Origin of the sequence: Actinacidiphila paucisporea (assembly GCF_900142575.1) — a bacterium.
GTDB lineage: Bacteria > Actinomycetota > Actinomycetes > Streptomycetales > Streptomycetaceae > Actinacidiphila > Actinacidiphila paucisporea.
Window position 1 is genome coordinate 557010 of the sequence record NZ_FRBI01000001.1, and the last position, 25989, is coordinate 582998.

Here is a 25989-nt window from a genome sequence, read left to right on the forward strand (position 1 = left end):
ATGGACCAGCAGATGATCGCGGGATACGCACCGACTCCGGTCGCCGCCCGGATGGAGAACCACGGCTCCTCGATGCTCAAGGTCGCCATGTCGACCGGCCAGGACCTCTTCGCGCGCACCGGTTCGATGGTCGCCTACGAGGGCTTCGTGCAGTACGAGCCGAATCCGCCCGCCGTACGGCAGATGGCCTCGGCCTGGCTGACCGGTGAGAGCACGCCGATCATGAAGTGCAGCGGCGACGGGCTGCTCTATCTCGCGGACTACGGCGCCGACGTGGTGTGCCTGAACCTCAACAACGAGTCGGTGTCGGTCAACGGCACCAATCTGCTCGCCTTCGACGCCCATCTGACCTGGGGCGTCGAGCGGGTCAAGGGCCTGGCCAAATTCGCCGGCCAGGGCCTGTTCAACGTCGGGGTGTCCGGGGCCGGCTGGGTGGCGGTCACCTCCCGCGGCACGCCGATCGTGGTGGACTGCGGCAGGGGCGCCGACGAGACGTATGTCGACCCCGACGCGTTGGTGGCGTGGTCGTCGGGACTGAAGATGAAGGCCAAGCGGAGCTTCAAGGCGTCCTCGCTGATCGGGCGGGGCAGCGGGGAGGCCTTCCAGATCGCCTTCTCCGGGCAGGGCTTCGTGGTCGTACAGCCGAGCGAGGACAGCACCGACCGCCTGCGGGCGCGGGGCTGAGGGGGAGCGACACATCATGCAGAGTCCGCTTTTCGCGTTCACCGAGGTCCAGGACCAGGCCCACTACAGCCTGCAGAATTCGTATCTGCTGCGGGTCCGCCTCGACGGCAGCACCGGGCCAGACTGCCTGGCCCGCAAGGGTGCGATGGTCGCCTACCAGGGCATGATCGAATTCGACGGCGAATACCAGTCGCACCACCAGCGCGGGGCCCGCGGCCGCACCGGCGAGGGTCTGGACCTGATGCGCTGCTCCGGCCAGGGCACCGTCTACCTGGCCAACCTGGCCCAGCAGATCCACATCCTCGACGTCGACCACGACGGCCTGACCGTCGACAGCGCCTACGTCCTGGCGCTGGACTCGGGGCTGCACTGGGACGTCATCGCGGTCGACAGCCAGTTCGGCCTGTCGGGCACCGGGCAGTACAACCTGAACATCTCGGGCAGCGGCAAGGTCGCCCTGATGACGTCGGGCAAGCCGCTGCTGATGCCGGTCACCCCCGACAAGTACGTGTCCTGCGACGCGGACGCCGTCGTCGCCTGGTCCAGCAGCCTGCGGGTGCAGATGCAGGCGCAGACCAGCAGCAGCTCGGTCTTCCGGCGCCGCGGCAACACCGGTGAGGGCTGGGAGCTGAACTTCGTCGGCCAGGGCTACGTCCTGGTGCAGCCCAGCGAGCTGATGCCGCCGCAGAACATGCCGCTGGGCGGCGGTCTGCGCGCCCAGTACGGCCTGGGCCCGCAGGGCTCGCACGCGCAGAACCAGGGCAACATCTGGTCGAACTGACCGCCCCGAGGACAGGCCGGCGGCCGGGACCCGCTCAGAGCAGCGCGCGGGTCCTGGCCAGCAGCGAGCGCACCGAGCCGTCCGCGACCTCGGCCGCCTCGTCGTAACCGAACCACCGCAGGTCGAGTGACTCGTCGCTGATCGCCTCGACCGCGCCCTCCGGCGCGACCGCCGCATACTGCACGTCCAGATGCCAGGCGCACGGCGTCAGGTGCCGGTCGAGCTGCACCGGCTCGGGCACCAGCAGCCGCAGCCCCGCGATGCCGGACTCCTCGACGCTCTCCCGCAGTGCGACCCCGGCGACCGTGGTGTCCTCGGGCTCGCAGTGGCCGCCCATCTGGAGCCACATGCGCAGCTTGGCGTGCAGTGTCAGCAGCACGCGCTCCCGCGGCGGGTCGATCACCAGCGCGCCGGCCGTGATGTGCCCGGAGGCACACGGCTTCCACATCCCGTCCGGGTGCGCGTCCAGATACGCCAGATAGTCCGTACGCAGCGCGTCCTGCCTGGGATCGGGCGTACTCCAGCCCTTCAGGACGCCCACCGCGTCCTCGTGCAGCGCGCTCACTTGCCGCTCTCGCCGCCGTCCCGGCCCGTGTCGCCGTCGTCGTCGCCCGCGTCCTTGCCCGGGTCCGCGGAAGTGTCGGTGCCGGAGTCCTTGCCGGAGCCGGCGGAAGCGTCCTTCCCCGTCGAGGAGGACCCGGACTTCTCCGCGGCCTCGCCGAGCATCTTGTCCAGCTCGGTGAAGTCGAAGTCGGGGGAGTCGCGGTGGACGAAGCCGTCGGGGTCGTCGAGGTCGTCGGCGGTCGGCAGCATGTCCGGGTGCGCCCACAGGCCGTCGCGCCCGTCGACGCCGTGCGCGTCGGTCAGCGACGCCCACAGCCGGGCCGCGTCCCGCAGCCGCCTGGGCCGCAGTTCGAGCCCGATCAGGGTGGCGAAGGTCTGCTCGGCAGGCCCGCCGCTCGCCCTGCGGCGGCGCAGCGTCTCGCGCAGCGCGCCCGCGGACGGCAGATGCGGGGCGGCGGCCGCGTGCACCACCGCGTCCACCCAGCCCTCGACCAGCGCGAGCGCCGTCTCCAGCCGGGCCAGGGCCGCCTTCTGCTCCGGGGTGTCCTCGGGCTGGAGCATGCCCTGCTGGAGAGCCTCCTGCAGCTGGTCCGGCTGCGTCGGGTCGAGCTGGCCCACCGCCTCTTCGAGCCGGGCGGTGTCCACCTTGATACCGCGCGCGTAGCTGGCGACCGCGCCGAACAGATGCGCCCGCAGCCACGGCACGTGGGCGAAGAGCCGCTGGTGGGCGGCCTCGCGCAGGGCGAGATACAGCCGCACCTCCTCCTGCGGCACGCCGAGCCCGGCGCCGAAGGCCTCGATGTTCGCCGGCAGCAGCGCGGCCTTGCCCGCCGGACCCAGCGGCAGGCCGACATCCGTGGAGCCGACGACCTCGCCGGCCAGGGTGCCGAGCGCCTGCCCGATCTGCGAGCCGAACATGGCCCCGCCCATGGAGCGCATCATGCCGAGCAGCGGGCCGGTCATGGCCTGCATCTCCTCGGGCAGCACGTCGCCCATGGCGCCGGCCACCCGCTCGGCGACCGGGTCGACCAGTTCCTTCCACACCGGCAGGGTCGCCTCGACCCATTCCGCGCGGCTCCAGGCCACCGCGGTGCCGGAGCCGGAGGGCAGCGAGGTGACGCCGTCCAGCCACAGGTCGGCCAGGCGGACCGCCTCCTCGACCCAGGCGCGGTCGGCGCGGCCCACAGTGGCGTCCTTGACGCCGTCGGGGGTGCCCTGGGCGACGGTCTGCCGGGCGATGTCCTTGGCCATGTCCCAGTTCACCGGGCCGCCCTCGTAGGAGAGCATCTGGCCCAGCTGCTGGAAGGCGGCGCCCAGGTCGTTGGGGTTGATCGAGCCGAACATGGCCGCGAAGGGGTTGTCGCCGCCGCCCGGGCCGCCCGGCCCGAACGGGTTCCCGCCACCGAAGCCGAAGGGGTTCGCCGGCTGACCACCGCCACTGCCGCCCTGGTGCTGCTTGCCTTCGTCGCCGTCTTCCGGCTCCTCGGGAGGGACGCCGAATCCGAATGGAGTGTCGCTCACGGGATTCCTCGGATCTGTGTCGTGGTGGGCTGTCGTGGTGCGCCGGGTGTGATGGGCTGTACCTCCAAGCCTAGACACCTGTCCGGCAGGATGGCTGCGTACGCCGTAGCAGGTACGGCGCAGTACGCAACTGAGACAACCGTGGGAGACACCCGGTGAGTTCCCCAGAAGCACACGTTCGCCCAGAGCGGAGCGCCGCCAGGAGCGCCTCGGGACCGGTGGTCGCGATCACCGGTGCCGCCTCCGGCGTCGGGCTCGCGCTGGCCTCCCGGCTGGTCGAGTCCGACCAGGTCAAGAAGGTCGTGGCGATCGACGAGCGGCGCGGGGACGTGCCCGGGGCGACCTGGCGGGTGCTCGACGTCCGGGACCCGGCCATCGCCGACCGGCTGCGCGGCGCGGACGTCGTGGTGCACCTCGCGATGGACCTGGATCTGGAGTCCGACGCCAAGGCGCGGTCCGCCTTCAACGTGCGCGGCACCCAGACGGTGCTGACGGCCGCCGCGGCGGCCGGGGTGCACCGGGTGGTGCTGTGCACGTCGGCCATGGTCTACGGGGCCCAGGCCGACAACGACGTGCCGTTGGCCGAGGACGCGCCGCTGCGGGCCACCTCGGAGGCCAGCTTCGTCGACGACCTGCTGGAGATCGAACGGCTCGGCCGCCGGGCGCCGCGGGCCCACCCCGGGCTCAACGTGACGATACTGCGGCCCGCCGTGCTGGTCGGCGGCACCGACACCGCGCTGACCCGCTACTTCGAGTCGCCGCGGCTGCTGGTGGTCGCGGGCAGCCGGCCCTGCTGGCAGTTCTGCCATGTCGAGGACCTGGTCTCGGCGCTGGAATACGCCGTGCTGGAGAAGGTCGACGGCGAGATGGCGGTCGGCTGCGACGGCTGGCTGGAGCAGGAGGAGGTCGAGGAGCTGAGCGGCATCCGGCGCATGGAGCTGCCGCCGGCCATCGCCTTCGGCGCCGCGTCCCGGCTGCACCGGCTCGGCCTGACCCCGTCGCCGGCCGGTGACCTGGCGTACACGATGCACCCGTGGGTGGTCAGCGGAAGCCGGCTGCACGAGGCGGGCTGGCGGCCGCACTGGACCAACGAGGAGGTGCTCGCCGAGCTGCTGGCGGAGGTCGAGGGGTGCAACTCGGTGGCCGGGCGGCGGCTGGGCCGCAAGGACGCCACCACGCTGGGCGCGGCGGGTGCCACGGTCGCCCTGGTGGGTACGGCGGCGCTGGTGCGCAGGGCGAGGAAGCGGCGCGGCATCTGACCGGCGGCGCCGGGCCCGAGCGCGGGTCGCGGCGACAATGGAAGCCCCTTTCCGTATCGCGGGCGGATGAGGCAGCATGGTCCGCATGGCACCCACCGACGAGGACCCGATCCGGCTGCTGGCCGTCAGGGACACCCCGCTGTCGCTCGACGAGGTCTTCGCGGCGGTCGGCGACGACGCGGCGGGCGGCACGACGCTCTTCGTCGGGACGGTACGGGACCACGACGGGCACTCGGGCGCCGCGGTGACCGGCTTGTCCTACTCCGCGCACCCCTCGGCCGAGCTGGAGCTGCGCCGGGTCGCGGAGAAGGTCGCGGCCGACTTCCCGGTCCGCGCGCTGGCCGCCGTGCACCGCGTCGGCGACCTGCGGGTCGGCGACCTCGCGGTGATCGTGGCGGTGTCCTGCCCGCACCGCGGTGAGGCCTTCGCGGCCAGCCGCCGGCTGATCGACGACCTCAAGGGCGAGGTGCCGATCTGGAAGCACCAGACCTTCGAGGACGGCACCGAGGAGTGGGTGGGCTGCTGAGCCCACCTGAGCCCGCCTGGGCCAAGGTGCCGGCCGAGCCCGCGGACCGCTCCCCGGTCGGCTGCCAGGGGGAATTCGGGTTGCGTAACCCTGTGGCCCGGCAGAGCGTTGACCCGTTGAGTCGTTAATCTGCTCATAGGTCCGTTTTGCTGGTGTGTGGGGTCGGGAGATCGCTGTGGCAGCACTCGCTTGGTTGCTCATTCCGCTGGTCGGTGTCCTGGTCGCCGTGGTCTGGGCGCGCTGGGCCGCCCGCACCCGCTCCACCGCCGACGGGGCCTCGCTCGCGGGGTACGAGCGGTTCCGTACGGCCATGCAGCCCGGTGAGGCGCCCCCGCTGCGGCTGCGGAAGGGCGAACCGGGGGAGAGTGACGCGACCGACGCCGAGCCTGTGTGAGGCCTGTGGCGCCGCTGTCCGCACGGCCCCCGTGGCGCCCCGTCCGGAGTCACCCGGGGAGCCGAATCGCCGGCCGGTCACGTACTGTCGTCCCATGCCCAGCCGTACCGCGACGCTGCTCGCCTCGACACTGACGCTGATAGCGCTGCTGAGCGTGGCCTTGCTCGTGCCGTCCCCGTATTCGGAGATGTCACCGGGCCCCACGGTGAACACCCTGGGGACCTACGGCGGCGACACCGTCATCCAGATCGCCGGCCGGAAGACCTACCCGGCGGATGGGCATCTGAACATGACGACGGTCCGGGTGACCGGCGCCGATTACCACATGAACCTGATCGAGTCGGTCTTCGGCTGGCTGCGGCACGACGACAAGGTCGTCGAGCACGACACGCTCTACCCCAAGGGGCAGACCGCCGAGCAGGCCGACCAGCAGAATGCCGAGGAATTCACCCAGTCCCAGGACAGCGCCAAGATCGCGGCGCTGGACGAGCTGAAGATCGCGGTCCCCTCGCGGGTGATCGTGGGAGCGGTGGTCAGCGGCGGCGCCTCGCAGGGGCGGCTGCACGCCGGCGACGTCATCAAGGCGGTGGACGGCACCGCCGTCAAGCAGCCCGACGACGTCGCCAAGCTGGTCACCAAGCACCAGCCGGGCCAGCGGGTGGTCTTCACGGTGGTGAACGCCGCCGACGCGAAGGGCAAGTCCGCCGACGGGCTGCCGACCCACCAGGTGGCGGTCACCACCAGGAAGTCCGACGACACCGGGCCGAGCCGCGCGGTGGTCGGCATCCAGGCCGGCGTCGAGCACCTCTTCCCGTTCAGCATCGACATCAAGCTCGCCGACGTGGGCGGCCCCAGCGCCGGCATGATGTTCGCGCTCGGCATTGTGGACAAGCTCACACCGGGCGACATGACCGGCGGCAAGTTCGTGGCGGGGACCGGCACGATAGACGACAGCGGAAATGTCGGGCCGATCGGCGGCATCAGCCTGAAGACGATCGGCGCCCGCAACAAGGGCGCGCAGTATTTCCTCACCCCGGCCGACAACTGCGGTGAGGCCACCAAGGACGTCCCGCACGGGCTCACCCTGGTCAAGGTGAAGACGCTGGACGACGCCATGGCGGCGCTGAAGGACATCAAGTCCGGCGACACCGCCGCGCTGCCCAGCTGCTCCAAGAGCTGAACCGCCGCGGCAATGTGCGACGGGCGCGGCACATTGCCACGCCCGTCACCCATTGCCGCGCCTGCGGCACATCGCCCCGGACTACGCCTCGAACGTCGCCGTCAGCGCCTGCGCCAGACCCGGCACCAGGTCCGCGCCGGTCAGCACCTCGGTCGCGGTGTCCTTCTCCCGTAGCCGCACCGCGGACTCCCGGGCGCCGTCGCGCAGCACCGCGACCGTCATCCGTACCTCCTGCCGCTCCGGGTGGCCGGCCACCCAGGACGCCAGCGCGGCGTCGTCCAGGTCGTCGGGCAGCGCCGCCTCCGCGGACGGCGGCAGCATCAGCCGCTCCACGGTCAGCGCGCAGCCGGCGATCACGTCGGGCCACGCGATGGTGGCGAGGAAGTCGTCGAGCGCGGTGCCGGACGGCAGCTCCTCCTGCTCGATCGGGGTCAGGGAGCCCGCCGTGCCCTGCTCGCCGAGCCCGAGCTGCTCGGCGAGCCCCGGCTCCTGGCTGCGCAGCCGGTCGGTGTCGACAAGGGCGAACAGCCGTGCGGGCTGGTCCCAGCCCAGACCGGCCGCGTACTCGTCGATCTCCAGGACGGCACGGGTCAGCGGGTTCGCCGCGAGCGGTGTTCCATCGGTCGCAATGTTGGACATGGTGGGTATCCTCCCCCTTCGCCGCCGGAATCGGGAACCGGCCAAAGCGTGGTGAAGTTGCATCTGTGGGAGTCCGACCCGGGACGCCGCAGGAAACGCTGACATTCGAGGTGCGTCACCCTTGGTATTCCAGATGCCGGACCGCGGTGAAGGGGCGGCGCGGCCCAGCGGCGCAAGGGCCGGACGCCCGTCACGCAGGGCCGTCGCCCTGCTCATCGTGCTCGGTGTGCTGGCCGTCCTGCTGGTCGGGTTCGTCACCTTCACCGGTATGTGGACGGACTGGCTCTGGTATCGCTCGGTGCACTACCCGTCGGTCTTCTCCACCATGGCGTGGACCAAGATCGGCCTCTTCCTGGCCTTCGGCCTGGTCATGGCCGGAAGCGTCGGTTCCTCCATCTACCTGGCGCACCGGCTGCGCCCGCCGCTGAGCGCGATGTCCAGCGAGCAGCAGAGCCTGGACCGCTACCGGATGGGCCTGGCGCCCCACAAGACCTGGGTGCTGCTCGGGGTCTGCACGGTGGTCGGGCTGATCGCCGGCGGCACGGCCGCGGCCCGGTGGCGGCTGTGGCTGCTGATGGTCAACGCGACGCCCTTCCACACCAAGGACCCGCAGTTCCACAAGGACATCTCCTTCTACACCTTCGACCTGCCCTTCTACCGGTTCCTGCTGAGCTTCGGCTTCGCGGTGGTGATCCTGTCCCTGGTCGCGGCCGTCGTCGTGCACTACCTCTACGGCGGCCTGCGGATCACCTCGCCGGGGGCGAGGGCGACCTCCGCGGCGACCGGGCACCTGGCGGTGCTGTTGGGCCTCTTCGTGTCGCTCAAGGCCGTCGCCTACTGGCTGGACCGCTACTCGCTGGCGGTCCGCTCCAGCGGCTACAAGACCACCGGCAACTGGACCGGGATGCGCTATGTCGACGTCAACGCGTACCTGCCGGCCAAGACGATCCTGTTCTTCATCGCGGTGATCTGCGCGCTGCTCTTCTTCGCCACCCTGTGGCGGCGCACCTGGTCGCTGCCCACCATCGGCTTCGGCCTGCTGGTGCTCTCGGCGATCCTGATCGGCGGCCTGTACCCGGCGATCGTGCAGAGATTCCACGTGCTGCCGAACGAGGCGGCCAAAGAGGCGCCCTACGTCCAGAAGAACATCGACGCGACCAGGGCCGCGTACGGCCTGACGAAGACCGAGGTGACGGCCTACCCGGGCAAGCCCGCCGCCGCGGCCGGCGGCACCCCGGCCACCGCCGGCGCGACCACCCTGCGGGCCGACGCCGACGCCTCGGCGAGCCTGCGGGTGCTCGACCCGAACGTGGTCGCGCCGACCTTCCAGCAGCTCCAGCGCAGCAGCGACTACTACCAGTTCCCCTCCACCCTGGACGTCGACCGCGACGCGGGCGGCGCCGGTGACCAGGACACCGTCGTCGGCCTGCGCGAGCTGAACGTCAGCGGCATACCCAAGAACAACTGGACCAACGACCACGTCAAGTACACCCACGGCTACGGCGTCGTCGCCGCCAAGGCCACCGAGGTCGACGGCAAGGGCGCGCCCGACTTCACCGAGCAGGGCCTGCCCGGCGCCGCCGACACCGGCGGCGTCCAGCAGCGGATCTACTTCGGTGAGCAGACCCGGCAGTATTCGATCGTCGGCGGCCCCACCCCCGAGCTGGACTACTCCGCCGACGGCCACGAGACGACCACCGCCTACGCGGGAAAGGACGGCGTCAGCCTGCGCAACCCGCTGACCCGTGCCGCCTACGCGGTCAGCCTCGGCGAGCCGAAGATCCTCTTCTCGGGGGCGATCGGCAAGGACTCCAAGATCCTCTACAACCGCACGCCCAAGGAGCGGGTGGAGGCGGTGGCGCCCTGGCTCACCGTCGACGGCGACCCGTATCCGGTGGTGGTCGGCAAGAAGGTGGAGTGGGTGGTGGACGCCTACACCACGAGCGACAGCTACCCGTACGCCTCGCGCACCACGCTCGGGGACACCACGGCGGACTCGCAGACCGGCAGCCGGCGCTCGGCCGACGCCCGGCAGAACCAGGTCAACTACATCCGCAACTCGGTCAAGGCCACCGTGGACGCCTACGACGGCACGGTGACGCTCTACCAGTGGGACACCGAGGACCCGGTGCTCAAGACCTGGACGAAGGCCTTCCCGCACACGGTGAAGCCCAAGGCGGACATCCCGCAGGACCTGCTGGCGCACCTGCGCTACCCGGAGGACCTGTTCAAGGTGCAGCGGGAGATGCTGACGACCTACCACGTCACCAAGGCGTCGGACTTCTCCGGCGGCAGCCAGGCGTGGGCGGTGCCCGACGATCCGGCGGCCAAGGCCGGCAAGGCCGTGCCGCCGTACTACATGAGCCTGCGGATGCCCGGCCAGGACGCCAAGTCCTTCTCGCTGACCAGCACCTTCACCCCCAGCGGGGAGCAGAACCTCGGCGCCTTCATGGCGGTCGACGCCGACGCGGCCGGCGACGACTACGGCACCATCAGGGTGCTGCAACTGCCCGCAGGGCCCAAGGTCGCCGGGCCCCGGCAGGTGCAGGCGAAGATCAACTCCAGCAGCCAGTCGGAGCCCGAGGCCAGTGACCTGAAACGCGCGGGCTCCGACTCCACGATCGAGTACGGCAATCTGCTGACCGTGCCGCTGGACGGCGGGCTGCTGTACATGGAGCCGGTCTACGCCCGCAGCAGCGGCCTCGACTGCCCGCTGCTGGCCGCAGTGGCGGTGATCTACGGCGACGACATCGCCTACGGGCCCACGCCCGCCGCGGCGCTGGACGACCTCTTCGGCCCGTCCGGCGGTGACACGGCCGCGGCCGGCCCGCCCGCCGCGGCCAGTCCCCGGAAGGCGGCTCCGGGCGACCCCGCGCTGCGCCAGGCGCTGGCCGACGCGCAGAAGGCGTACGCCGACGAGCAGGCGGCCGTCAAGAAGGCCGACCGGAAGGCCTACGACGATGCCCACCGGCGGCTCGGGGAGGCGCTGGCACGGGCCGGGGCGGCCGAGCCGAGCGCTTCGCAGACCCCCGCGAAGAGGGGCTGAACGGGCGACTCCCCGCGTCGTGGTACGGTAAGGACACAACGGCGCGGGGTGGAGCAGCTCGGTAGCTCGCTGGGCTCATAACCCAGAGGTCGCAGGTTCAAATCCTGTCCCCGCTACGACATGAAGTAGGCCCGAAGTCAAGCGACTTCGGGCCTCTTCGCTTGTACGGGTGAATCCCGGGTAGACGGGTTTGGTGTGCCGCCTTGTCGGGAAGTCGACAAAACGCTGTAGAGACGAAGTGGGTTGCGGTATACCAGGTGTACGCCGGTAGCGGGTGGTGCGACGATGGGGCTTATGGGGGATGGTGCAAGGCTGCTGAACGCTCGTCAGAACCATGATCGTCATGGTGCGACGGGCGACTCGCAGCTGCCCGCCGTGGCTGTGGCCGCGCCCGCGACTGCAACCGCGATGGTGCCCGCGACCGTGACCGATGGTGTGATGAATGTGGCCGCGCTGCTGCCCGCCCCTCGGGAGGGCGACGCCGTCGCCGTGCCCGCGGCGGACGCGGTGATCCCGGCGATGCTCGCCGAGCTGCCCGACGAGGACACCCTCGCGCTGCGCGAAGAGGCCGAGATCGAGGCCCGCCACCGGCGGGCCGCCGAGCACGGCGACCCGTTCGCGATGAGTGCTCTCGGCACCCTGCTGCTGCGCCGGGGCGATCTCGACGGCGCCGAGCCGTATCTGCGCGAGGCGGTCCAGCACGGGGACCGCGCCGCCGCCAACAACCTGGGACTGCTGCTGCACCAGCGCGGTTACGCCGACGAGGCGGCCGGCTGGTGGCGTATCGCCGCGGTCGCGGGCTCCGCGCCCGCCGCGCACGCGCTGGGCCGGCACTACCGCGAGCGCGGCGACGAGCCCGGCGCCGAGTACTGGCTGCGCCAGGCCGCCGAGTCCGGCCACGCGCTGGGCGCCTACGCGCTGGCCGACCTGCTCGACCACCGGCAGGACGCCGGCGCCGAGCGGTGGTTCCACGCCGCCGCGGAGCACGGCCACCGCGAGGCCGCCTACCGGCTCGCCCGCTACTGCGCGAAGCGCGGCGACAACCGCGAGGCCGAGCAGTGGTATCGGCAGGCCGCGGCGCGCCGCCACCGGCGGGCCGCGCTGCGGCTCGGCAACCTGCTGGAGGAGCGCGGCGAGACCAAGGAGGCCGGGCGCTGGTATCTGACCGCCGCCCGCGACGGCGAGGCGCGGGCCGCCTGCGCCCTGGCCTTCCTGCTGCGTGACGCCGGCGACCTCGACCAGGCCGCGACCTGGTGGCGCCGTGCCGCGCAGGCAGGCGACGGCAACGCGGCCAACGCGCTGGGCGCGCTGCACGCGCAGGAGGGCGAGACGCAGACCGCCGAGCGGTGGTATCGCGCCGCCCTGGAGGCCGGCGACGTCAACGGGGCCTACAACCTCGGGCTGCTCTGCGCCGGCCAGGGGCGTACACCCCAGGCCGAGCAGTGGTATCGCAAGGCCGCCTATGCCGGGCACCGCGAGGCCGCCAACGCGCTGGCCGTCCTGCTGCTGCAGCACGGCGACGCCGACGGGGCGGAGCCGTGGTTCTCCAAGGCCGCCGAGTCCGGCAGCATCGACGCCGCGTTCAACCTCGGCATCCTGCACGCCGGGCGGGGCGACGCGGGGACCGCCCGCGGCTGGTACGAGCGTGCCGCCGCGGCCGGGCACGCCGGCGCCGCGCTCCAGGTGGCCATCGCGCTCCAGCGCGAGGGCGACCACCACGGCGCCGAGCGCCACCTGCGCTGCGCGGCGGGCGGCGGCAGCCCCGAGGCGGCGTTCCGCCTGGGCGCGCTGCTCGACCGGCGGGACAGCTCGGCGGAGGCGGACGAGTGGTACGAGCGGGCGGCCCAGCAGGGCCACCGGCGCGCCCAGGTGCGCCTCGGCATGACCGCGGCGCAGCACGGCGACGTCGAGCAGGCGGCGCACTGGTACCGCCTCGCGGCGGAGGCCGGCTCGCGCAACGGTGCCTTCAACCTGGGGCTGCTGCTCGCCCGTGAGGGCAGCGAGCCCGAGGCCGCCCTCTGGTGGACCCGCGCCGCCGAGGCCGGCCACGGTCGTGCTGCCCTGCGCCTGGCACTCCTCGCTGCCCGCCACGGCCGCCTCACCGACGCCCGTGCCTGGTGCGCCAAGGCCGTGGCCTACGGCCCCGCGGAGGTGGCCGAGCGCGCGGCCCGCCTGTCCGTGGCCGTCAACCAGGAGCTGTCCGCCTGACCGCGCCTCCCCGCCGCGCCCCTCGACGAGGGGGACGCGGCGGGGGAGTCAGGCGAGGCCCGGTCGTACGGAGGCCGGGGCCGCCCCCGGGTGCCCGGCGGGTGCCGCCTTGCTGAGGCGGATCGTCCCGTCGACGCGGGCGGCCGACGCCTGGTAGCCCGCGCTCTCGTAGAAGGCGATGTTGCGGTGGCTGGCGGCGCCGGTGGACAGGACCACGCGGCCGCATCCGGTTCCGGCCGCCTCCGCCGTACGCAGCATCCAGCGGCCGAGTCCGTGCCCGCGCAGGTCGGGGACGACGGCGAGACGCCCGATGTGCCAGTCGTCAGCGCTGCGACGCGCCCGCACCATCGCCAGCAGCCGGCCGTCGAGCCACAGGCCCGTGGCGTCCCACTCGGCCAGCCATGCGCGTACCTCCTGCGGCGACTCGTGCAGGGCGGGCACGGCCAGCGTGTCGTTGGCGATGGCCTCCTCGGTCCAGCAGCACCGCTGCAGCACGGTGACCTCGGGCGCGTCGTCGGGCACGAGGCGCCGTACGTACGAGCCCGGCAGCGGGCCCGGCGCCCTGCCCGCGGCGTCACGCTCGCGCAGCGGGCGCAGGGCGTGCGCGACGCGCACCAGTTCGTCGAGGACGCCGGTCGCCGCCCCGGTGAGGGCGTCGTTCGGCCGGACCTGCCCGTCCTGTATCGCGTCGGCGATACGGAGGGCGACCGTCGAGCCCAGGGGGACGAGGCGCAGCGCGGCCACCACCTGTTTGGCGTGCTGGACGGCTCGGGTGCCGGCCGAGGTGTTTCCGTAACTGACGAAGCCGACCGGCTTCCAGGCCCACTCGGGGCCCAGGTAGTCGAGCGCGTTCTTCAGCGTCGCCGGCATCGCGTGGTTGTACTCCGGCGTCACGAAGAGGAAGCCGTCGGCCGCGTCCGCCAGGGAACTCCACCGCCGGGTGTGCTCGTGGGCGTAGACGCCGGTGGACGGGTGCTCCTCCTCGTCCAGGAAGGGGAGGGCCAGGTCGTCGATGGTCAAGGACGTGAGGTCCGCGCCGAGTTCGCGGGCGCGGGGCGTGATCGCCTCGGTCAGCCACCGGCCGACTGCCGGCCCCAGGGCTCCGGGGCGGCTGCTGCAGACGAGGACGAGGACGCGGGGCCTTTTCGTTGACATGGAAACGACGCTAGCTGCTAGGTTGATTACATGTCAACGAAATCGTCCGGCGCCGGCCCGCGGTGGCTGGCCCCGCATGAGGAGCGCGCCTGGCGTGCCTACCGCCGCATGGTGGTCGCCGTGCAGGCGCGCACGGTGCAGGACCTGGCGGACCACGGACTGTCGGAACCGGACTACGAGGTGCTCAGCACGCTCTCGGAGCGGCCCGGCAACGCCAGTACGTTGCGCGAGCAGGCGGCCAAGATGGAGTGGTCGCGCAGCCGCCTGTCCCGCCACGCCACGCGCATGGAGGCGCGCGGCCTCCTGCGGCGCGCGCCCGATCCGGCCGACGGCAGGGGCTGCTTCCTGATCCTCACCCCGCAGGGCCTGGAGACGCTGGAGGGCGTCGCCCCGGCGCATCTGGCGTCGGTGCGGCGGCACTTCGTCGACCGGCTCGACCCGGAGGATCTCGCCGCACTCGAACGCATCGCCGCCAAGCTGGACGGTGCCGAGTGCGGCGCCGCCGCGCCCTGACACCGTCTCCTGCCCGGACGGCGCCGTGGACGCGCCCCCGGTGCGCTCAGTCGAGGTGGCTGTCGTCGAGGACGCCGAGGCGCGCGGTGGCGCTGGGATCGGTGTCGCCGATGCGGTCGAGCAGGCCGTGCAGGAGGCCGCGGAGGGTCTCGAAGTCCTCGGGCCGACGCCGACCCCCGGGTCGTCGCGCCTCGCCTGGACCGACCGCGCCCTGGGGCGCTGAGCACCGGAAGCGAAGGGAAGGGGCGTCTCCCGGTGCCGGGGGGCGCCCGCAGGGGGCGGCTCACGGGAAGGGATTTGCGCTGATCAAAAGGCGGGGGCTAAGGTAAGGGCACAACGACGCGGGGTGGAGCAGCTCGGTAGCTCGCTGGGCTCATAACCCAGAGGTCGCAGGTTCAAATCCTGTCCCCGCTACTCGTGAAGTGCAGAAGAAGGCCCGGAGGCTGCCGCCTCCGGGCCTTCTTCTCGTTCGGGCAAAGTCCGGCCGGATCCGGTGGGGGGCGGGGCGGGGGCGGGGGATGCTGGAAGGAGGACGAGGTGACGGGTCCTCAGGAGGCGGGATTGTTGCGCAGACGGCGGGGGCGGCGCCCGGCGGGCGGGAGAGCCGAGCTCAGCGGGTGCTGGGACGAGTGGTGCGGGGCCGCGGGCCGCGGACGGCACGCGGAGGTCGGCGCGCTGCTCGGCCGCCTGCTGGCGCTCCCCGCGGAGGGCGCCGACCAGGAGCGGGCCGCCGCCCTGGCCGCACTGACCGCGGCGCCGCCCCGGCTGCTGCTGCTCCTGGACCGCGCGGCGCGGGCGGCCGGCACGCCCGAGGCGCGCGGCAACGATGTGCTGGGCCTGCTGCTGCGGTCCTTCGCGCCTGACGGGCACGTACGGGAGGCGGCCGTCGAGGGCCTGGCCTGCTGCGGGGGCCCGGCGGCGGTGGCCGGGCTGGCATTGCGCAGCGCCGACTGGGTGGACCCGGTCAGGGCCAGGGCGACGGCGGCCCTGCTGGTGCGCAGCGCGCCCGAGGAGGTCGCCGCGGCCGTACGGGTCCTGCTGCGGCTGGCAGGCCGCAGCAGGACCGGCGGGCTGCTCGCGGACTACCGCGGCCTGCTGTGCCGCCTGCCGCACCGCAGGGCGGTGCGGGCGCTGGTGGTGGATGCCGACCGCGCGGCCCGCCGCTTCGGCGTGGCGCTGGCGCTGGACCTCGGCGAATACGCCCGCGGGGACCTGCTGCGTACGGCCCTGCGCGACCGCGACCAGGTGTGCCGCACGCTGTGCGCGCAGCGGCTGCTCGACCTGGATCCGGACCAGGCGGGCCGGCTGCTACTGGCCGGGGACGCGGCGGTGCGGGCGCTGGCGGTGGCGGCACTGCCCGCGGACGTGCCGGCGACGCGCCTGGTGGCCCCGCTGGCGGACCGGGCGCGGATGGTGCGCGCGACGGCCCGCTGGCAGCTGTACGGCCGCGGTGAGCCGCCGTCGGCGGTCTACCGCAGGCAACTCGGCCGGGTGGGCCGGTCGACGCCGGTACGGCTGGTCGCGGGGCTCGCGGCCGGGCTCGGCGAGTGCGGCGACGCGGCCGACGTACCGGCCCTGATGCGGCTGCTCGACCAGCGCCGCTCGTCACCGCCCATGGTGCGCAGGGCGGCGCTGCGGGCGGTGGGCAGGCTGGCCCCGGCGGACGACCTGGTCGCACTGCTCGGCCCGCTGGCGATGGACCCGGACCCGGGTGCGGCGCGCGAGGTCTTCGAGGCCCTGGCGGCACGCGCGCCGGCCGGCGTCCCGGTGGAGATCCGCTGGATCGGCAGCGTGCGGCCCGAGGCCGCCGTCCGCCGGGCCGCGACCCGTATCGCCACGGCCCAGCCCCGTACAACGGCCCGCCCTTACGAGCAGTCGAGCCACGGCCCGCGCTGAAGGGCATCCGTGCCCGCTCGCAGGCGTACGCAGCCCCCGCCGGCCCCGGCCGCAGGCGTACGCAACCCCGCCGGACCTCAGGCGCAGTCCGGGCAGACCCCGCGGTAGGTGACCTCCGCCGTGGCGACCGTGAAGCCGAAGCGCTCGCCGGCCGGGAGGGCGGCGAGGAGGTCGCCGTGGGGGTGCACGTCGCGGACGGTGCCGCAGCCGGTGCAGATCAGGTGCTGGTGGGGCTGGTGGGCGTTGGGGTCGTAGCGCTTGGCGCGGCCGTCGGTGGCGACCTCGGTGACCTCGCCGATCGTCACCATCTCGCCCAGCGTGTTGTAGACGGTGGCGCGGGAGATCTCCGGCAGCCGGGCGATGGCGCGGGCGTGCACCTCGTCGGCGGTGAGGTGGACGTGCTCGCCGTCGAGGACCTCGGCGACCACCCGCCGCTGGGCGGTCAGCCGCCAGCCGCGTTCGCGCAGACGTTCCAGCAGGTCACTCATGGGGGCAAGCTTATCAGCGGGGGTCCGGAGTCCGAAGAGGTCCGTAAATGGTCCTCTTCTCTGTTTGGACAATGTCTACTGTAGGATCACGTCTGATGAGAGCCGGGGAAGCCGGCCGCCGGGTTTCCGCCCCCGGACACCGACTTCGGCAAGCGCCTGGCGGCCGCGGTCCAGGCCCTTCGCGGCTGACCGAAGGTGCTTGACCGAGAGGCCGAAGGGGCCGGACGCCAAGGGGCTCCGGCCCCTTCGGTACGCCTCGCGGGCCGGCCGGGAGCTAGGCGGGGATCGCCGACTTCACTGGCGCCCAGCAGCGGATGATGTCGCGCACCGAGACCACGCCGACCGGATCGCGGCCGTCGAGGACGATCAGATGGCGGAAGCCGCCGTGCAGCATGGCGGTGGCCGCCTCCTCCAGGGTCCACTGGGGGGCGGCGAAGACCACGTCGGTGGTGGTGTGGGCGTCGGCCAGCTCCTGGTCGGGGCTGAGGCCAGCGCCGATGGCGTTCAGTACGTCGCGCTCGGTCAGAATGCCGAGGCCGCAGGTGTCGGTGTCGAGGACGATGGCCGCGCCGACACGGCGGGCGGACATCAACTGGGCGGCCTGGCGGAGCGTGTGGGCGGGGCCGATGGTGAGAACCACCGTGCTCATCGCGTCGCGGACCAGCATGGGCAGGCACCTCCTGGGGGTGTGTGCAGCCGCTCCGTGAACGGATTCACAAATTCACAAGCGGTACTTCATGGTCACACGCGCACCAGCGGCGGGCAAGGGTGCGTGCACGGGCCCGCGCGGTGCACTTCCGGGGCGGCGCCACTTGAGCAGCCGAAACACCGTCAGGAACCGCCGAGATAGCCCAGCATGTCCTCGTGCAGCAGGCCGTTCGAGGCCGCCGCGTTGCCGCCGAAAGGCCCGTCGACGCCGTCCAGCGAGCTGAAGCGGCCGCCCGCCTCGCGCACGATCACGTCGTTCGCCGCCATGTCCCACAGGTTCAACTCGGGCTCGGCACAGATGTCGACAGAGCCCTCCGCCACCATCATGTACGGCCAGAAGTCGCCGTAGCCGCGGGTGCGCCAGCAGTTGCGCGACAGGTGCAGGAAGCCGTCGAGGCGGCCCTGCTCCTCCCAGCCGCTCAGCGACGAGTAGGCGAAGGACGCGTCCTCCAGGCGGCTGATGCCGGACGTGTGCAGCCGGGTCGCCGAGGACAGGCTGCGGCCGGTGTACGCGCCGGTGCCCTTCGCCGCCCACCAGCGGCGGCCCAGCGCCGGCGCCGACACCACGCCGACGACGCCCTCGTCGCCCTGCTCGCCGCGTACCACCAGCGCGATCAGCGTGGCCCACACCGGCACCCCGCGCACGTAGTTCTTGGTGCCGTCGATCGGGTCGACGATCCAGCGGCGCGGCCCGTTGCCCTGGCTTCCGTACTCCTCGCCGAGCACCGCGTCCCGCGGCCTGGCACGGCCCAACTGGCCGCGGATCAGCTCCTCGGCCTCCTTGTCCGCCTCGGTGACCGGGGTGAGGTCCGGTTTCGTCTCGACCTTGAGGTCGAGTGCCTTGAAGCGGGCCATGGTCGCGGCGTCGGCGGCGTCGGCCAGCACATGGGCCAGCCGCAGGTCGTCGTTGAAGTCGGGCATGGGCCGAACAGTAGCGCGGCGGTGTGCGGGGAAGGGGCGACGCGGGACCTTGACAGACCCCCGTGGCGCGTCAATTCTCCCTGCACGGCCCGTCCGTCCGCCACACCGCCACCCCCCGCGGTGGCCCGGAGGCACCGCCTGGAGGCACCGATGCCTACCGTGCGAGACGCACTCATGGACGCCGCCTTCGCCGCGCTCGGCGAGCGGCCCTGGCAAGCGGTCAGGATGGCCGAGGTCGCGGCGGCCGCCGGGGTGTCACGGCAGACCCTCTACAACGAGTTCAGCAGCAAGGACGGCCTGGCCAGGGCGCTGGCCCGGCGGGAGAGGGACGGCTTCCTGGCCGGTGTCGACCGCGCCCTGGCCGCCGCCCGCCACTCGGGAGCCGACGCGGGGGAGTGCTTCGCGGCCGCCGCGGGCTGGACGCTGCGGTCCGCCCGCCGCAGCCCGCTGATCCGCTCGGCCCTCACCGAGTCCCCGCCGCCACGACCGCCGTTCGCGGAAGATCCCGAGCGGTCGGGGAGCCCTCCCGCGGTCGGCCCGCACCTGGTCGACGCCGTCCACGCCCGTACGGTCCGCGCGCTGGTCCGCGGCTACCCGCGGCTGCGCCCCGAGGACGTCGGCTGGGCCTGCGAGGCGGCGCTGCGGCTCACCCTGTCGTACGTGATCGCGCCGGCCGCCGACGAGCAGGAGTCGTGCCTTCGGGTCGCCCAGCTGATCCGCAGCCTGCTGTCCTGGCCGGCCGGGCCCGACCCGGCGGCCGGGCCTGCGTGAGAGGACGGGCCGCCTGATGGGGCCTCAGTGCGAGGAGCCGGAGATCTGCAGGCCGATGACGCCCACGACGACCAGCGAGATCGAGACGAGCTTGAGGGTGGAGACCAGGTCGCCGAGGAAGGCCATGCCGTAGATCGCGGTGCCCGCCGCGCCGATGCCGGTCCACACCGCGTACGCCGGGCCGACGTCGAGCTTCTTCAGCGACAGGGTCAGCAGGCCGAAGGAGCCGAGCGCGAAGACGCAGAAGGCGACGGTGGGCCACAACCGGCTGAAGCCGTGCGACAGCTTGAGGCAGACCGCGAAGCCGGTCTCGAAGAGACCCGCGACCACCACCAGGAGCCAGGCCATCCGGGCGCCTCCGTTTCGGCTCGTTCGGCTCGATGCGCTGCTGCCCCGCCTGTCCCTCGGTCAGCTGCACCGGCGGGGCGCGCTGTCGATCATCACACAGCGCACCGCGAAGTGAGCAGCACACAGCACACAGCGCAGCACGCCGGGAAGTGAGGCGGGCCAACCGTACCGGTCAGTCGCCCTCGCGACGCTCCCGGGTGGCGAGCAGCCGGCGCAGGGAGTCCAGCCTGGCCGGCTCCGCGTGTCCGGCGGCTACCCAGGAGTCCAGCGCGCAGTCCTTCTCGTCGTGCGAACAGCCGCGTGGGCACTCCGCGGTGCCGGGCTCCAGGTCGGGGAAGGCCTGGATGACCCGGGACGGGTCGATGTGGTGCAGCCCGAAGGAGCGCACGCCCGGGGTGTCGATGACCCAGCCGGCCGCGCCCTCGGGGCCGTCGCCGGGCAGTGGCAGCGCGAGGGCCGAGGTGGTGGTGTGCCGGCCGCGGCCGGTCACCGCGTTGACCACGCCGGTGGTCCGCTGACGCTCCACCAGCGCGTTGACCAGCGTGGTCTTGCCGACGCCGCTGTGGCCGACGAAGGCGGTGACCCGGCCCGCGAGCCGTTCGCGGATCTGGTCGACGCCGCCGGTCAGGAAGTCGTCCCGGTTGGTGACCACATAGTCCAGGTCGAGGGCGCCGTACGTCTCCAGCAGCGGTTCCGCCGGCGCCAGGTCGGACTTGGTGAGCACCAGCAGCGGGTCGAGGCCGGCGTCGTAGGCCGCCACCAGGCAGCGGTCGATCATCCGGGGGCGCGGTTCGGGGTCGGCGAGCGCGGTGACGATGGCCAGCTGGTCGGCGTTGGCGACGACCACCCGCTCGTACGGGTCGTCGTCGTCCGCGGTCCGCCGCAGCACCGACCCGCGCTCCTCGACCCTGACTATCCGGGCCAGCGTGTCCTTCTGCCCCGAAAGGTCGCCGACCACCGCGACCCGGTCGCCGACGACCGCGGACTTGCGGCCCAGCTCGCGGGCCTTCATCGCGGTGATCTCGCGCTCCCCGACCAGCACGGTCAGCCGGCCCCGGTCCACGGTGAGCACCATGCCCTCGGCGGCGTCCTCGTGCTTGGGCCTGATGGTCGTACGCGGCCGGGTGCCCTTGCTGTTGGGGCGGACTCTGATGTCGTCCTCGTCCGGGTTCTTGCCGTAGCGCCGCACTGCTCAGCCCTGCCCGTCCGGTGCGCCCAGCATCCCGGTCCACAGGTCGGGGAAGTCCGGCAGCGTCTTCGCGGTCGTCGCCACGTTCTCCACCCGGACGCCGTCGACGGCCAGGCCGAGGACCGCGGCCGCGGTGGCCAGGCGGTGGTCCTCGTAGGTGTGGAAGTCGCCGCCGTGCAGGGGGCGCGGGCGGATGCGCAGGCCGTCGCCGGTCTCGGTGACGTCGCAGCCCAGCTCGCCCAGCTCCTTGGCCAGCGCCGCGAGCCGGTCGGTCTCGTGCAGCCGCAGGTGCGCGATGCCGGACAGCACCGACTCGCCGTCGGCGAGCGCGGCGACCGCGGCGATCACCGGGGTCAGCTCGCCCACGTCGTGCAGGTCGGCGGTGATGCCGCGCACACGGCCGGTGCCGCGGAAGGTCAGCGCCTGGTCGGTCTGCTCGTACGAGCCGCCCATCCGGGTGAAGATGTCCCGCAGCGCGTCACCCGGCTGGGTGGTGCGGCGCGGCCAGCCGAGCACGGTCACCCGGCCGCCGGTGACCAGGGCGGCCGCGAGGAAGGGCGCGGCGTTGGACAGGTCGGGCTCCACCGTGAGGTCCCGGCCGAGCAGGGCGCCCGCGGTGACCCGCCACACGTTGCGGGTGCCGCCGTCCTGCGGGGCGTCCACCCGGGCGCCGGCCTTGCGCAGCATGTCGACGGTCATCCGGATGTGCGGCATCGACGGCAGGGTGCGTCCGGTGTGCCGGACTTCGAGGCCCTTGTTGAAGCGCGGCCCCGACAGCAGCAGCGCGCTGACGAACTGCGACGACGAGGAGGCGTCGACGTCGACGGCCCCGCCGGTCAGCGATCCGGCGCCGTGCACGGTCAGCGGCAGCGACCCGCGGCCCTCGTCGTCTATCCGCGCGCCCAGGCTGCGCAGCGCGTCGATCACCCCGCCCAGCGGGCGCTCGTACGCCCGCGCGTCGCCCTCGAAGCGGACCGGGCCGTCGGCGAGCGCGGCGACCGGCGGCAGGAAGCGCATCACCGTGCCCGCGTTGCCGACGTCGATGGTGGCGGGGCCGTACAGCCCTGCCGGGATGATCCGCCAGGCCTCGCCGCCGTCGGGGTTGACCGTCTCGTCGATCTGCACGCCCATGGCCCGCAGTGCGTCCGCCATCAGGACGGTGTCCCGGCTGCGCAGCGGCCTGCGCACCCATCCGGGTTCCGAGGAGTGCGCGGCGAGCACCAGGGCGCGGTTGGTCACCGACTTCGATCCGGGCACCGTGACGGTCGCGTCCACGGCACCGGGCGCGGTGGGGGCGGCCCACCAGAGGGGGGAGTGCGCGGCGCTGTCGCTCATGAGGCCCAGCGTAGTGGCTCGGGTAGGGGGAGATAAGTTGGCGAATAGGCCGAAACATCCCGGAAACCGCGGGTCATCTGGAGGTCATCGGGACCGGAACACCGGATTCCGGGGTGCTCGGGGTCGTTCCGGGGTGCCGGCACGGCGGAAACGGCCGGTCATCGGGCCAGCAGCCAGCGGCCGCCGCCGACGAGCGAGCAGATCGCTATCACGTAGAAGAAGAGCAGCCACAGCGCGGCCGGCGTCCGGGTCAGCCGGGCCAGCTGGTCGGCGTCGGAGGTGCCGCTGCGGTCCCTGCGGCGGCTGCGCTGCAGCTCGGCGACCGGCCGGGCGCCGCCGGCCAGCAGGAACCAGACGACCAGGTAGGCGAAGGCCGCCTGCACCTGCGCCTTGGTCAGCCAGGACACCAGCAGGAAGACCGCGCCGGTCAGCACCACCGTCAGCGCCCCGTAGGCATTGCGGATCATCACCAGCATCACCAGCAGCAGCGCGGTAGCCCCCCACAGCAGCGCGGTTATGTGCCCGGCCGCCAGCAGGGCCGCGCCCGCGAGGCCCAGCAGCGGCGGCGCCGAATAGCCGGCCGCGGCGGTCAGGATCATGCCCAGCCCGTACGGCTTGCCGCGGGACACCGTCAACCCGGACGTGTCCGAATGCAGCCTTATGCCGTCGAGTCGCCGCCCGCTGAGCAGCGCCACCAGACCGTGCCCGCCCTCGTGCGCGATCGTCACCGCGTTGCGCACGACCCGCCACACCCCACCGGACAGCACCGCCGCGAGCGCCACCGCCGCGGTCGCACCGATCAGCCAGCGCGGCGGGTCGGCCTGCGTCCCGGTGAGCCGGTCCCACATCTCGCTGAGGTTCGCGACGTTCATTCGGCGCCCATTCCCTTACGTCCTGTGCCGCGGCCTCGGCCGCGCGTGCTCCTCGTACGTCCTTGCGATCCGGCCGCCGTCCGGGCCGGTGATCGTGGCAGTCTGGCACCATGTGCGGTCGATATGCGGCGAGCCGGAAACCGGAAGATCTTACGGGCCTCTTCGGAGTCACCACGTGGGAGCCCACCGAGACCCTGGCGCCGGACTACAACGTGGCACCGACGAAGGACGTCTTCGTCGTCTTGGACCGTCCGGTGCGGGACTCCGGTTCCCCCGATCCGGTACGCCAGCTGCGCGTGCTGCGCTGGGGCCTGGTGCCGTCCTGGGCGAAGACCCCCGACGTGGGCGTGAAGCTGATCAACGCGCGGGCCGAGACCGTGGCCGAGAAGCCGTCCTTCCGGCGGGCCCTGGCCGCCAGGCGCTGCCTGATACCGGCCGACGGCTACTACGAGTGGGTGACCGCGGCGGGCGAGCGGCAGCTCGAGGAGAGCGGCAGGCGCAAGCGGGCCCGCAAGCAGCCCTACTTCGTGACGCCCGCCGACGGCTCGGTGATGGCGATGGCCGGGCTGTACGAGTTCTGGCGGGACGCCACCCTGCCCGACGACCACCCGCGCGCCTGGTGGACCACCTGCACGGTGATCACCACCGCGGCCGAGGCCGGCGACCTGGCCGGCTACGAGGGCCGCGGGCCGCGGGCGCTGGCCGAGATCCATCCCCGAATGCCGCTGATGATCACACCCGACCGCTGGGACGCCTGGCTCGACCCGGCCACCACCGACCCCGGCACGCTCCGCGACCTCCTCGCGCCGCCGCCCGAGGGCCTGATGCGGGCCTATCCGGTGGGCACGGCTGTGAGCAATGTCGCGAACAACGGGCCGGAGCTGCTCGACGAGCTGCCCGCACCCGAGGAGGAGACACTTTTCTGATGGACGCATCCTCCGCACCCGCACCCGCCGCCGAGGCCACCCGCACCGAGCAGGTCGACACCCCGGCGGGACCGGCCCGGATCAGCTGGTACGGCGCGAGCAGGCCGCGCAGCGTGGTCGCGCTCGGCCACGGCGCGGGGGGCGGCATCGAGGCGGCCGACCTGGTCGCCCTGGCGGCCGCACTGCCCCCGGCCGGTGCGGTCGTCGCCCTGGTGGAGCAGCCCTGGCGGGTCGCGGGACGCAGGATCGCGCCCGCGCCCGCCGCCCTGGACACCGCCTGGACCGCGCTGTGGCCGGCGCTCGCCGCGCCCGGCCTGCCGGTGGTCGCCGGCGGCCGCAGCGCCGGCGCCAGGGTCGCCTGCCGTACGGCCGAACGCCTCGGCGCCGCCGCCGTCCTGGCGCTGGCCTTCCCCCTGCACCCGCCGGGCCGCCCGGAGTCCTCCCGCGCCGCGGAGCTGACCGCGGCCGCCGCAGCCCTGCCGCTGCTGACCGTGCAGGGCGGCCACGACCCCTTCGGCCGACCTGGCGAATTCCCGCCTGGCCAGGAGCCCGTGGAGGTGCCCTGCGCCGACCACGGCTTCGCGGTGCCCAAGCGGGCCGACATCACCCAGGAGGCGGCTCTCGCCGTCCTGACCAGGGCCGTCACCAACTGGCTGGCCGGGCTCGGCCACGCCGCGCCGCGCACTGCTGTCACGGCATCTCCACCCCGGGAATGACGACAGGGGCAGTGGTGTTGTGCGAGTCGACAGACCGAACAGCACTGACGAAGCTTTGGTGAGAGAGGCATCCGCATGGTTTCAGCCGCATGCCGGCCCCGGGCCGGGGCCACCCCACAGCCGGCGGCCGCCGCTCCCTTCATGGACTGGGCGGAGTGGTCCACCGGCGCTGACGCCAAGGGCGGGAGCAAGGGCGGATCAGGCGCCTCGCTCGCCAGTGCAATATCCTCCGAGACGAGCGTGTCCGCTTTGGGACTCGCTGGCGTTTCTGAGGAGGTGGGTCCGGTCACCGGCACCGACGACAGCACGGCGGAAAACGCGGGTGCGTCAGGTCTGGGGGTACCGCCCGAGCCGCAGGCTACGGGGGAAGCACAGGAGAGCACCGCGGAGCGCACCGAGCGCTTCGAGCGGGACGCCCTCGGGTTCCTCGACCAGATGTACTCGGCCGCGCTGCGGATGACCCGCAATCCGGCCGACGCGGAGGACCTGGTGCAGGAGACGTACGCCAAGGCGTACGCGTCCTTCCACCAGTTCCGTGAGGGCACCAACCTGAAGGCCTGGCTCTACCGCATCCTGACCAACAGCTTCATCAACTCCTACCGCAAGAAGCAGCGCGAACCGCTGCGCAGCGGTTCGGAGGACATCGAGGACTGGCAGCTCGCGCGGGCCGAGTCGCACATGTCGACGGGGCTGCGCTCGGCGGAGGCGCAGGCGCTCGACCACCTGCCCGACTCCGACGTGAAGGCGGCGCTCCAGGCGATCCCGGAGGAATTCCGCATCGCGGTCTATCTCGCGGACGTCGAGGGCTTTGCCTACAAGGAGATCGCGGACATCATGGGTACGCCCATCGGCACGGTGATGTCCCGGCTGCACCGCGGGCGTCGTCAGCTGCGCGACCTGCTTGAGGACTACGCCCGTGATCGCGGGCTCGTCCCGGCGGGCGCGGGAAATGAGAAGGGCGCGGATTCATGAGTTGCGGCAACGCGCATGAGACGGACTGCTCGGAGGTGCTCGGCCACCTCTACGAATATCTCGACAACGAGATGTCGGACGACGCCTGTTCGAAATTCAGGCAGCACTTCGACGAGTGCCGCCCCTGCCTGGAGAAGTACGGGCTGGAGCAGGCCGTGAAGAAGCTGGTCAAGCGGTGCTGCGGCTCCGACGACGTACCCACGGACCTGCGGTCCAAGGTGATGATGCGGATCGAGATGATCCGCTCGGGCGAGTCGGCCACCGAACCGGCGTCCTAGCAGAGGCGCTGTCAAGGCCGGGAACGGCACATCGCCCGTACGGGCGTAAAGCGAGCGTTCCGCAGCGTCACGGCGGGCGCGGTCCTATCGTCCTGAGTC

General features: G+C 72.8%; 27 protein-coding genes and 2 tRNA genes. 18 read left to right on the forward strand and 11 right to left on the reverse strand.

The window, feature by feature from the left end:
• Together BUE44_RS02600 and BUE44_RS02605 are read left to right on the forward strand one after the other, a co-directional pair.
• Entirely contained in the window at positions 1–684 is a 684-nt protein-coding gene (locus BUE44_RS02600) for an AIM24 family protein (protein ID WP_073493126.1), read from the forward strand.
• 16 nt (positions 685–700) lie between these two features.
• Entirely contained in the window at positions 701–1465 is a 765-nt protein-coding gene (locus tag BUE44_RS02605) for an AIM24 family protein (RefSeq protein WP_073493128.1), read from the forward strand.
• 34 nt (positions 1466–1499) lie between these two features.
• Here BUE44_RS02605 and BUE44_RS02610 read toward each other — a convergent pair whose 3' ends face one another.
• Entirely contained in the window at positions 1500–2030 is a 531-nt protein-coding gene (locus tag BUE44_RS02610) for an NUDIX hydrolase (protein WP_073493130.1), read from the reverse strand.
• Positions 2027–3550 (reverse strand): zinc-dependent metalloprotease, encoded by a 1524-nt coding sequence (locus tag BUE44_RS02615; RefSeq protein WP_073493132.1) that lies wholly within the window; start codon positions 3548–3550, stop codon positions 2027–2029. Before BUE44_RS02615 ends, BUE44_RS02610 begins: the two co-directional genes overlap by 4 nt.
• A gap of 155 nt (positions 3551–3705) precedes the next feature.
• Here BUE44_RS02615 and BUE44_RS02620 point away from each other — a divergent pair, with 155 nt between their 5' ends.
• From BUE44_RS02620 to BUE44_RS02635, 4 genes are all read left to right on the forward strand, one after another.
• Positions 3706–4809, forward strand: coding sequence for an SDR family oxidoreductase (locus BUE44_RS02620; RefSeq protein WP_073493133.1), 1104 nt, complete (start codon positions 3706–3708; stop codon positions 4807–4809).
• A gap of 76 nt (positions 4810–4885) precedes the next feature.
• Positions 4886–5335, forward strand: a complete 450-nt coding sequence (locus tag BUE44_RS02625; protein WP_073493135.1) for a molybdenum cofactor biosynthesis protein MoaE — start codon at positions 4886–4888, stop codon at positions 5333–5335.
• Positions 5336–5510: 175 nt separating this feature from the next.
• Entirely contained in the window at positions 5511–5729 is a 219-nt protein-coding gene (locus BUE44_RS02630; protein ID WP_073493136.1) for a hypothetical protein, read from the forward strand.
• 94 nt (positions 5730–5823) lie between these two features.
• Complete coding sequence (locus tag BUE44_RS02635) at positions 5824–6909, forward strand: YlbL family protein (RefSeq protein ID WP_200804307.1); 1086 nt, start codon at positions 5824–5826, stop codon at positions 6907–6909.
• An 81-nt stretch (positions 6910–6990) separates the two neighbouring features.
• Here BUE44_RS02635 and BUE44_RS02640 read toward each other — a convergent pair whose 3' ends face one another.
• Positions 6991–7548, reverse strand: a complete 558-nt coding sequence (locus BUE44_RS02640; RefSeq protein ID WP_073493138.1) for a PPA1309 family protein — start codon at positions 7546–7548, stop codon at positions 6991–6993.
• Between the two features lie 133 nt (positions 7549–7681).
• Between BUE44_RS02640 and BUE44_RS02645 the strand changes: the two genes are divergently transcribed.
• The 3 genes from BUE44_RS02645 (at position 7682) to BUE44_RS02655 (ending at position 12802) form a co-directional block, all read left to right on the forward strand.
• A complete protein-coding gene (locus BUE44_RS02645) occupies positions 7682–10594 on the forward strand; it encodes a UPF0182 family membrane protein (protein WP_073493444.1) in 2913 nt (970 codons plus the stop codon).
• A 42-nt stretch (positions 10595–10636) separates the two neighbouring features.
• A tRNA-Met gene (locus BUE44_RS02650) sits at positions 10637–10710 on the forward strand.
• Between the two features lie 322 nt (positions 10711–11032).
• On the forward strand, positions 11033–12802 hold the full coding sequence (locus BUE44_RS02655; RefSeq protein WP_107415607.1) for a tetratricopeptide repeat protein: 1770 nt from the start codon (positions 11033–11035) through the stop codon (positions 12800–12802).
• Positions 12803–12850: 48 nt separating this feature from the next.
• On the opposite strand, the gene BUE44_RS02660 is transcribed toward BUE44_RS02655, so the two are convergent.
• Complete coding sequence (locus tag BUE44_RS02660; RefSeq protein WP_073493140.1) at positions 12851–13957, reverse strand: bifunctional NAD(P)H-dependent oxidoreductase/GNAT family N-acetyltransferase; 1107 nt, start codon at positions 13955–13957, stop codon at positions 12851–12853.
• Positions 13958–13987: 30 nt separating this feature from the next.
• Between BUE44_RS02660 and BUE44_RS02665 the strand changes: the two genes are divergently transcribed.
• From BUE44_RS02665 to BUE44_RS02680, 4 genes are all read left to right on the forward strand, one after another.
• Entirely contained in the window at positions 13988–14470 is a 483-nt protein-coding gene (locus BUE44_RS02665; protein ID WP_073493141.1) for a MarR family winged helix-turn-helix transcriptional regulator, read from the forward strand.
• 40 nt (positions 14471–14510) lie between these two features.
• Positions 14511–14693 (forward strand): hypothetical protein, encoded by a 183-nt coding sequence (locus BUE44_RS02670; RefSeq protein WP_143172459.1) that lies wholly within the window; start codon positions 14511–14513, stop codon positions 14691–14693.
• Positions 14694–14810: 117 nt separating this feature from the next.
• Positions 14811–14884: transfer RNA gene (locus BUE44_RS02675), tRNA-Met, on the forward strand.
• A gap of 123 nt (positions 14885–15007) precedes the next feature.
• Positions 15008–16366, forward strand: a complete 1359-nt coding sequence (locus BUE44_RS02680) for a HEAT repeat domain-containing protein (protein WP_143172460.1) — start codon at positions 15008–15010, stop codon at positions 16364–16366.
• 77 nt (positions 16367–16443) lie between these two features.
• Here BUE44_RS02680 and BUE44_RS02685 read toward each other — a convergent pair whose 3' ends face one another.
• The 3 genes from BUE44_RS02685 to hisN all read right to left on the reverse strand — a co-directional run bounded on the left by BUE44_RS02685 (position 16444) and on the right by hisN (position 18483).
• Positions 16444–16854: a Fur family transcriptional regulator gene (locus tag BUE44_RS02685; RefSeq protein WP_073493145.1), complete on the reverse strand. Its 411-nt coding sequence runs from the start codon at positions 16852–16854 to the stop codon at positions 16444–16446.
• A 274-nt stretch (positions 16855–17128) separates the two neighbouring features.
• On the reverse strand, positions 17129–17521 hold the full coding sequence (locus BUE44_RS02690; protein WP_073493147.1) for a CBS domain-containing protein: 393 nt from the start codon (positions 17519–17521) through the stop codon (positions 17129–17131).
• Between the two features lie 164 nt (positions 17522–17685).
• Complete coding sequence (gene hisN / locus BUE44_RS02695; RefSeq protein WP_073493149.1) at positions 17686–18483, reverse strand: histidinol-phosphatase; 798 nt, start codon at positions 18481–18483, stop codon at positions 17686–17688.
• A 150-nt stretch (positions 18484–18633) separates the two neighbouring features.
• Here hisN and BUE44_RS02700 point away from each other — a divergent pair, with 150 nt between their 5' ends.
• On the forward strand, positions 18634–19254 hold the full coding sequence (locus BUE44_RS02700; protein WP_073493150.1) for a TetR/AcrR family transcriptional regulator: 621 nt from the start codon (positions 18634–18636) through the stop codon (positions 19252–19254).
• Between the two features lie 24 nt (positions 19255–19278).
• On the opposite strand, the gene BUE44_RS02705 is transcribed toward BUE44_RS02700, so the two are convergent.
• From BUE44_RS02705 to BUE44_RS02720, 4 genes are all read right to left on the reverse strand, one after another.
• Positions 19279–19602: a DMT family transporter gene (locus tag BUE44_RS02705; protein WP_073493152.1), complete on the reverse strand. Its 324-nt coding sequence runs from the start codon at positions 19600–19602 to the stop codon at positions 19279–19281.
• Positions 19603–19774: 172 nt separating this feature from the next.
• Positions 19775–20791, reverse strand: coding sequence for a ribosome small subunit-dependent GTPase A (gene rsgA, locus BUE44_RS02710; protein WP_073493153.1), 1017 nt, complete (start codon positions 20789–20791; stop codon positions 19775–19777).
• A gap of 3 nt (positions 20792–20794) precedes the next feature.
• Positions 20795–22126: a 3-phosphoshikimate 1-carboxyvinyltransferase gene (gene aroA / locus BUE44_RS02715; protein ID WP_073493155.1), complete on the reverse strand. Its 1332-nt coding sequence runs from the start codon at positions 22124–22126 to the stop codon at positions 20795–20797.
• 158 nt (positions 22127–22284) lie between these two features.
• Positions 22285–22998 carry a M50 family metallopeptidase gene (locus BUE44_RS02720; protein WP_073493157.1) on the reverse strand — a complete coding sequence of 238 codons (714 nt, stop codon included), beginning with the start codon at positions 22996–22998 and terminating at the stop codon, positions 22285–22287.
• A gap of 110 nt (positions 22999–23108) precedes the next feature.
• On the opposite strand from BUE44_RS02720, the gene BUE44_RS02725 reads away from it, so the two are divergent.
• From BUE44_RS02725 to rsrA, 4 genes are all read left to right on the forward strand, one after another.
• The gene (locus BUE44_RS02725) at positions 23109–23924 is read left to right on the forward strand and encodes an SOS response-associated peptidase (RefSeq protein WP_073493158.1); all 816 of its coding nucleotides are present in this window, start codon (positions 23109–23111) and stop codon (positions 23922–23924) included.
• A complete protein-coding gene (locus BUE44_RS02730; RefSeq protein ID WP_073493160.1) occupies positions 23924–24640 on the forward strand; it encodes an alpha/beta hydrolase family protein in 717 nt (238 codons plus the stop codon). The genes BUE44_RS02725 and BUE44_RS02730 overlap by 1 nt, the downstream gene beginning before the upstream one ends.
• Positions 24641–24916: 276 nt before the next feature.
• Entirely contained in the window at positions 24917–25612 is a 696-nt protein-coding gene (locus tag BUE44_RS02735) for a sigma-70 family RNA polymerase sigma factor (RefSeq protein WP_407639984.1), read from the forward strand.
• Positions 25609–25890: a mycothiol system anti-sigma-R factor gene (rsrA, locus tag BUE44_RS02740; protein ID WP_073493163.1), complete on the forward strand. Its 282-nt coding sequence runs from the start codon at positions 25609–25611 to the stop codon at positions 25888–25890. Before BUE44_RS02735 ends, rsrA begins: the two co-directional genes overlap by 4 nt.
• Positions 25891–25989: the final 99 nt, after the last annotated feature.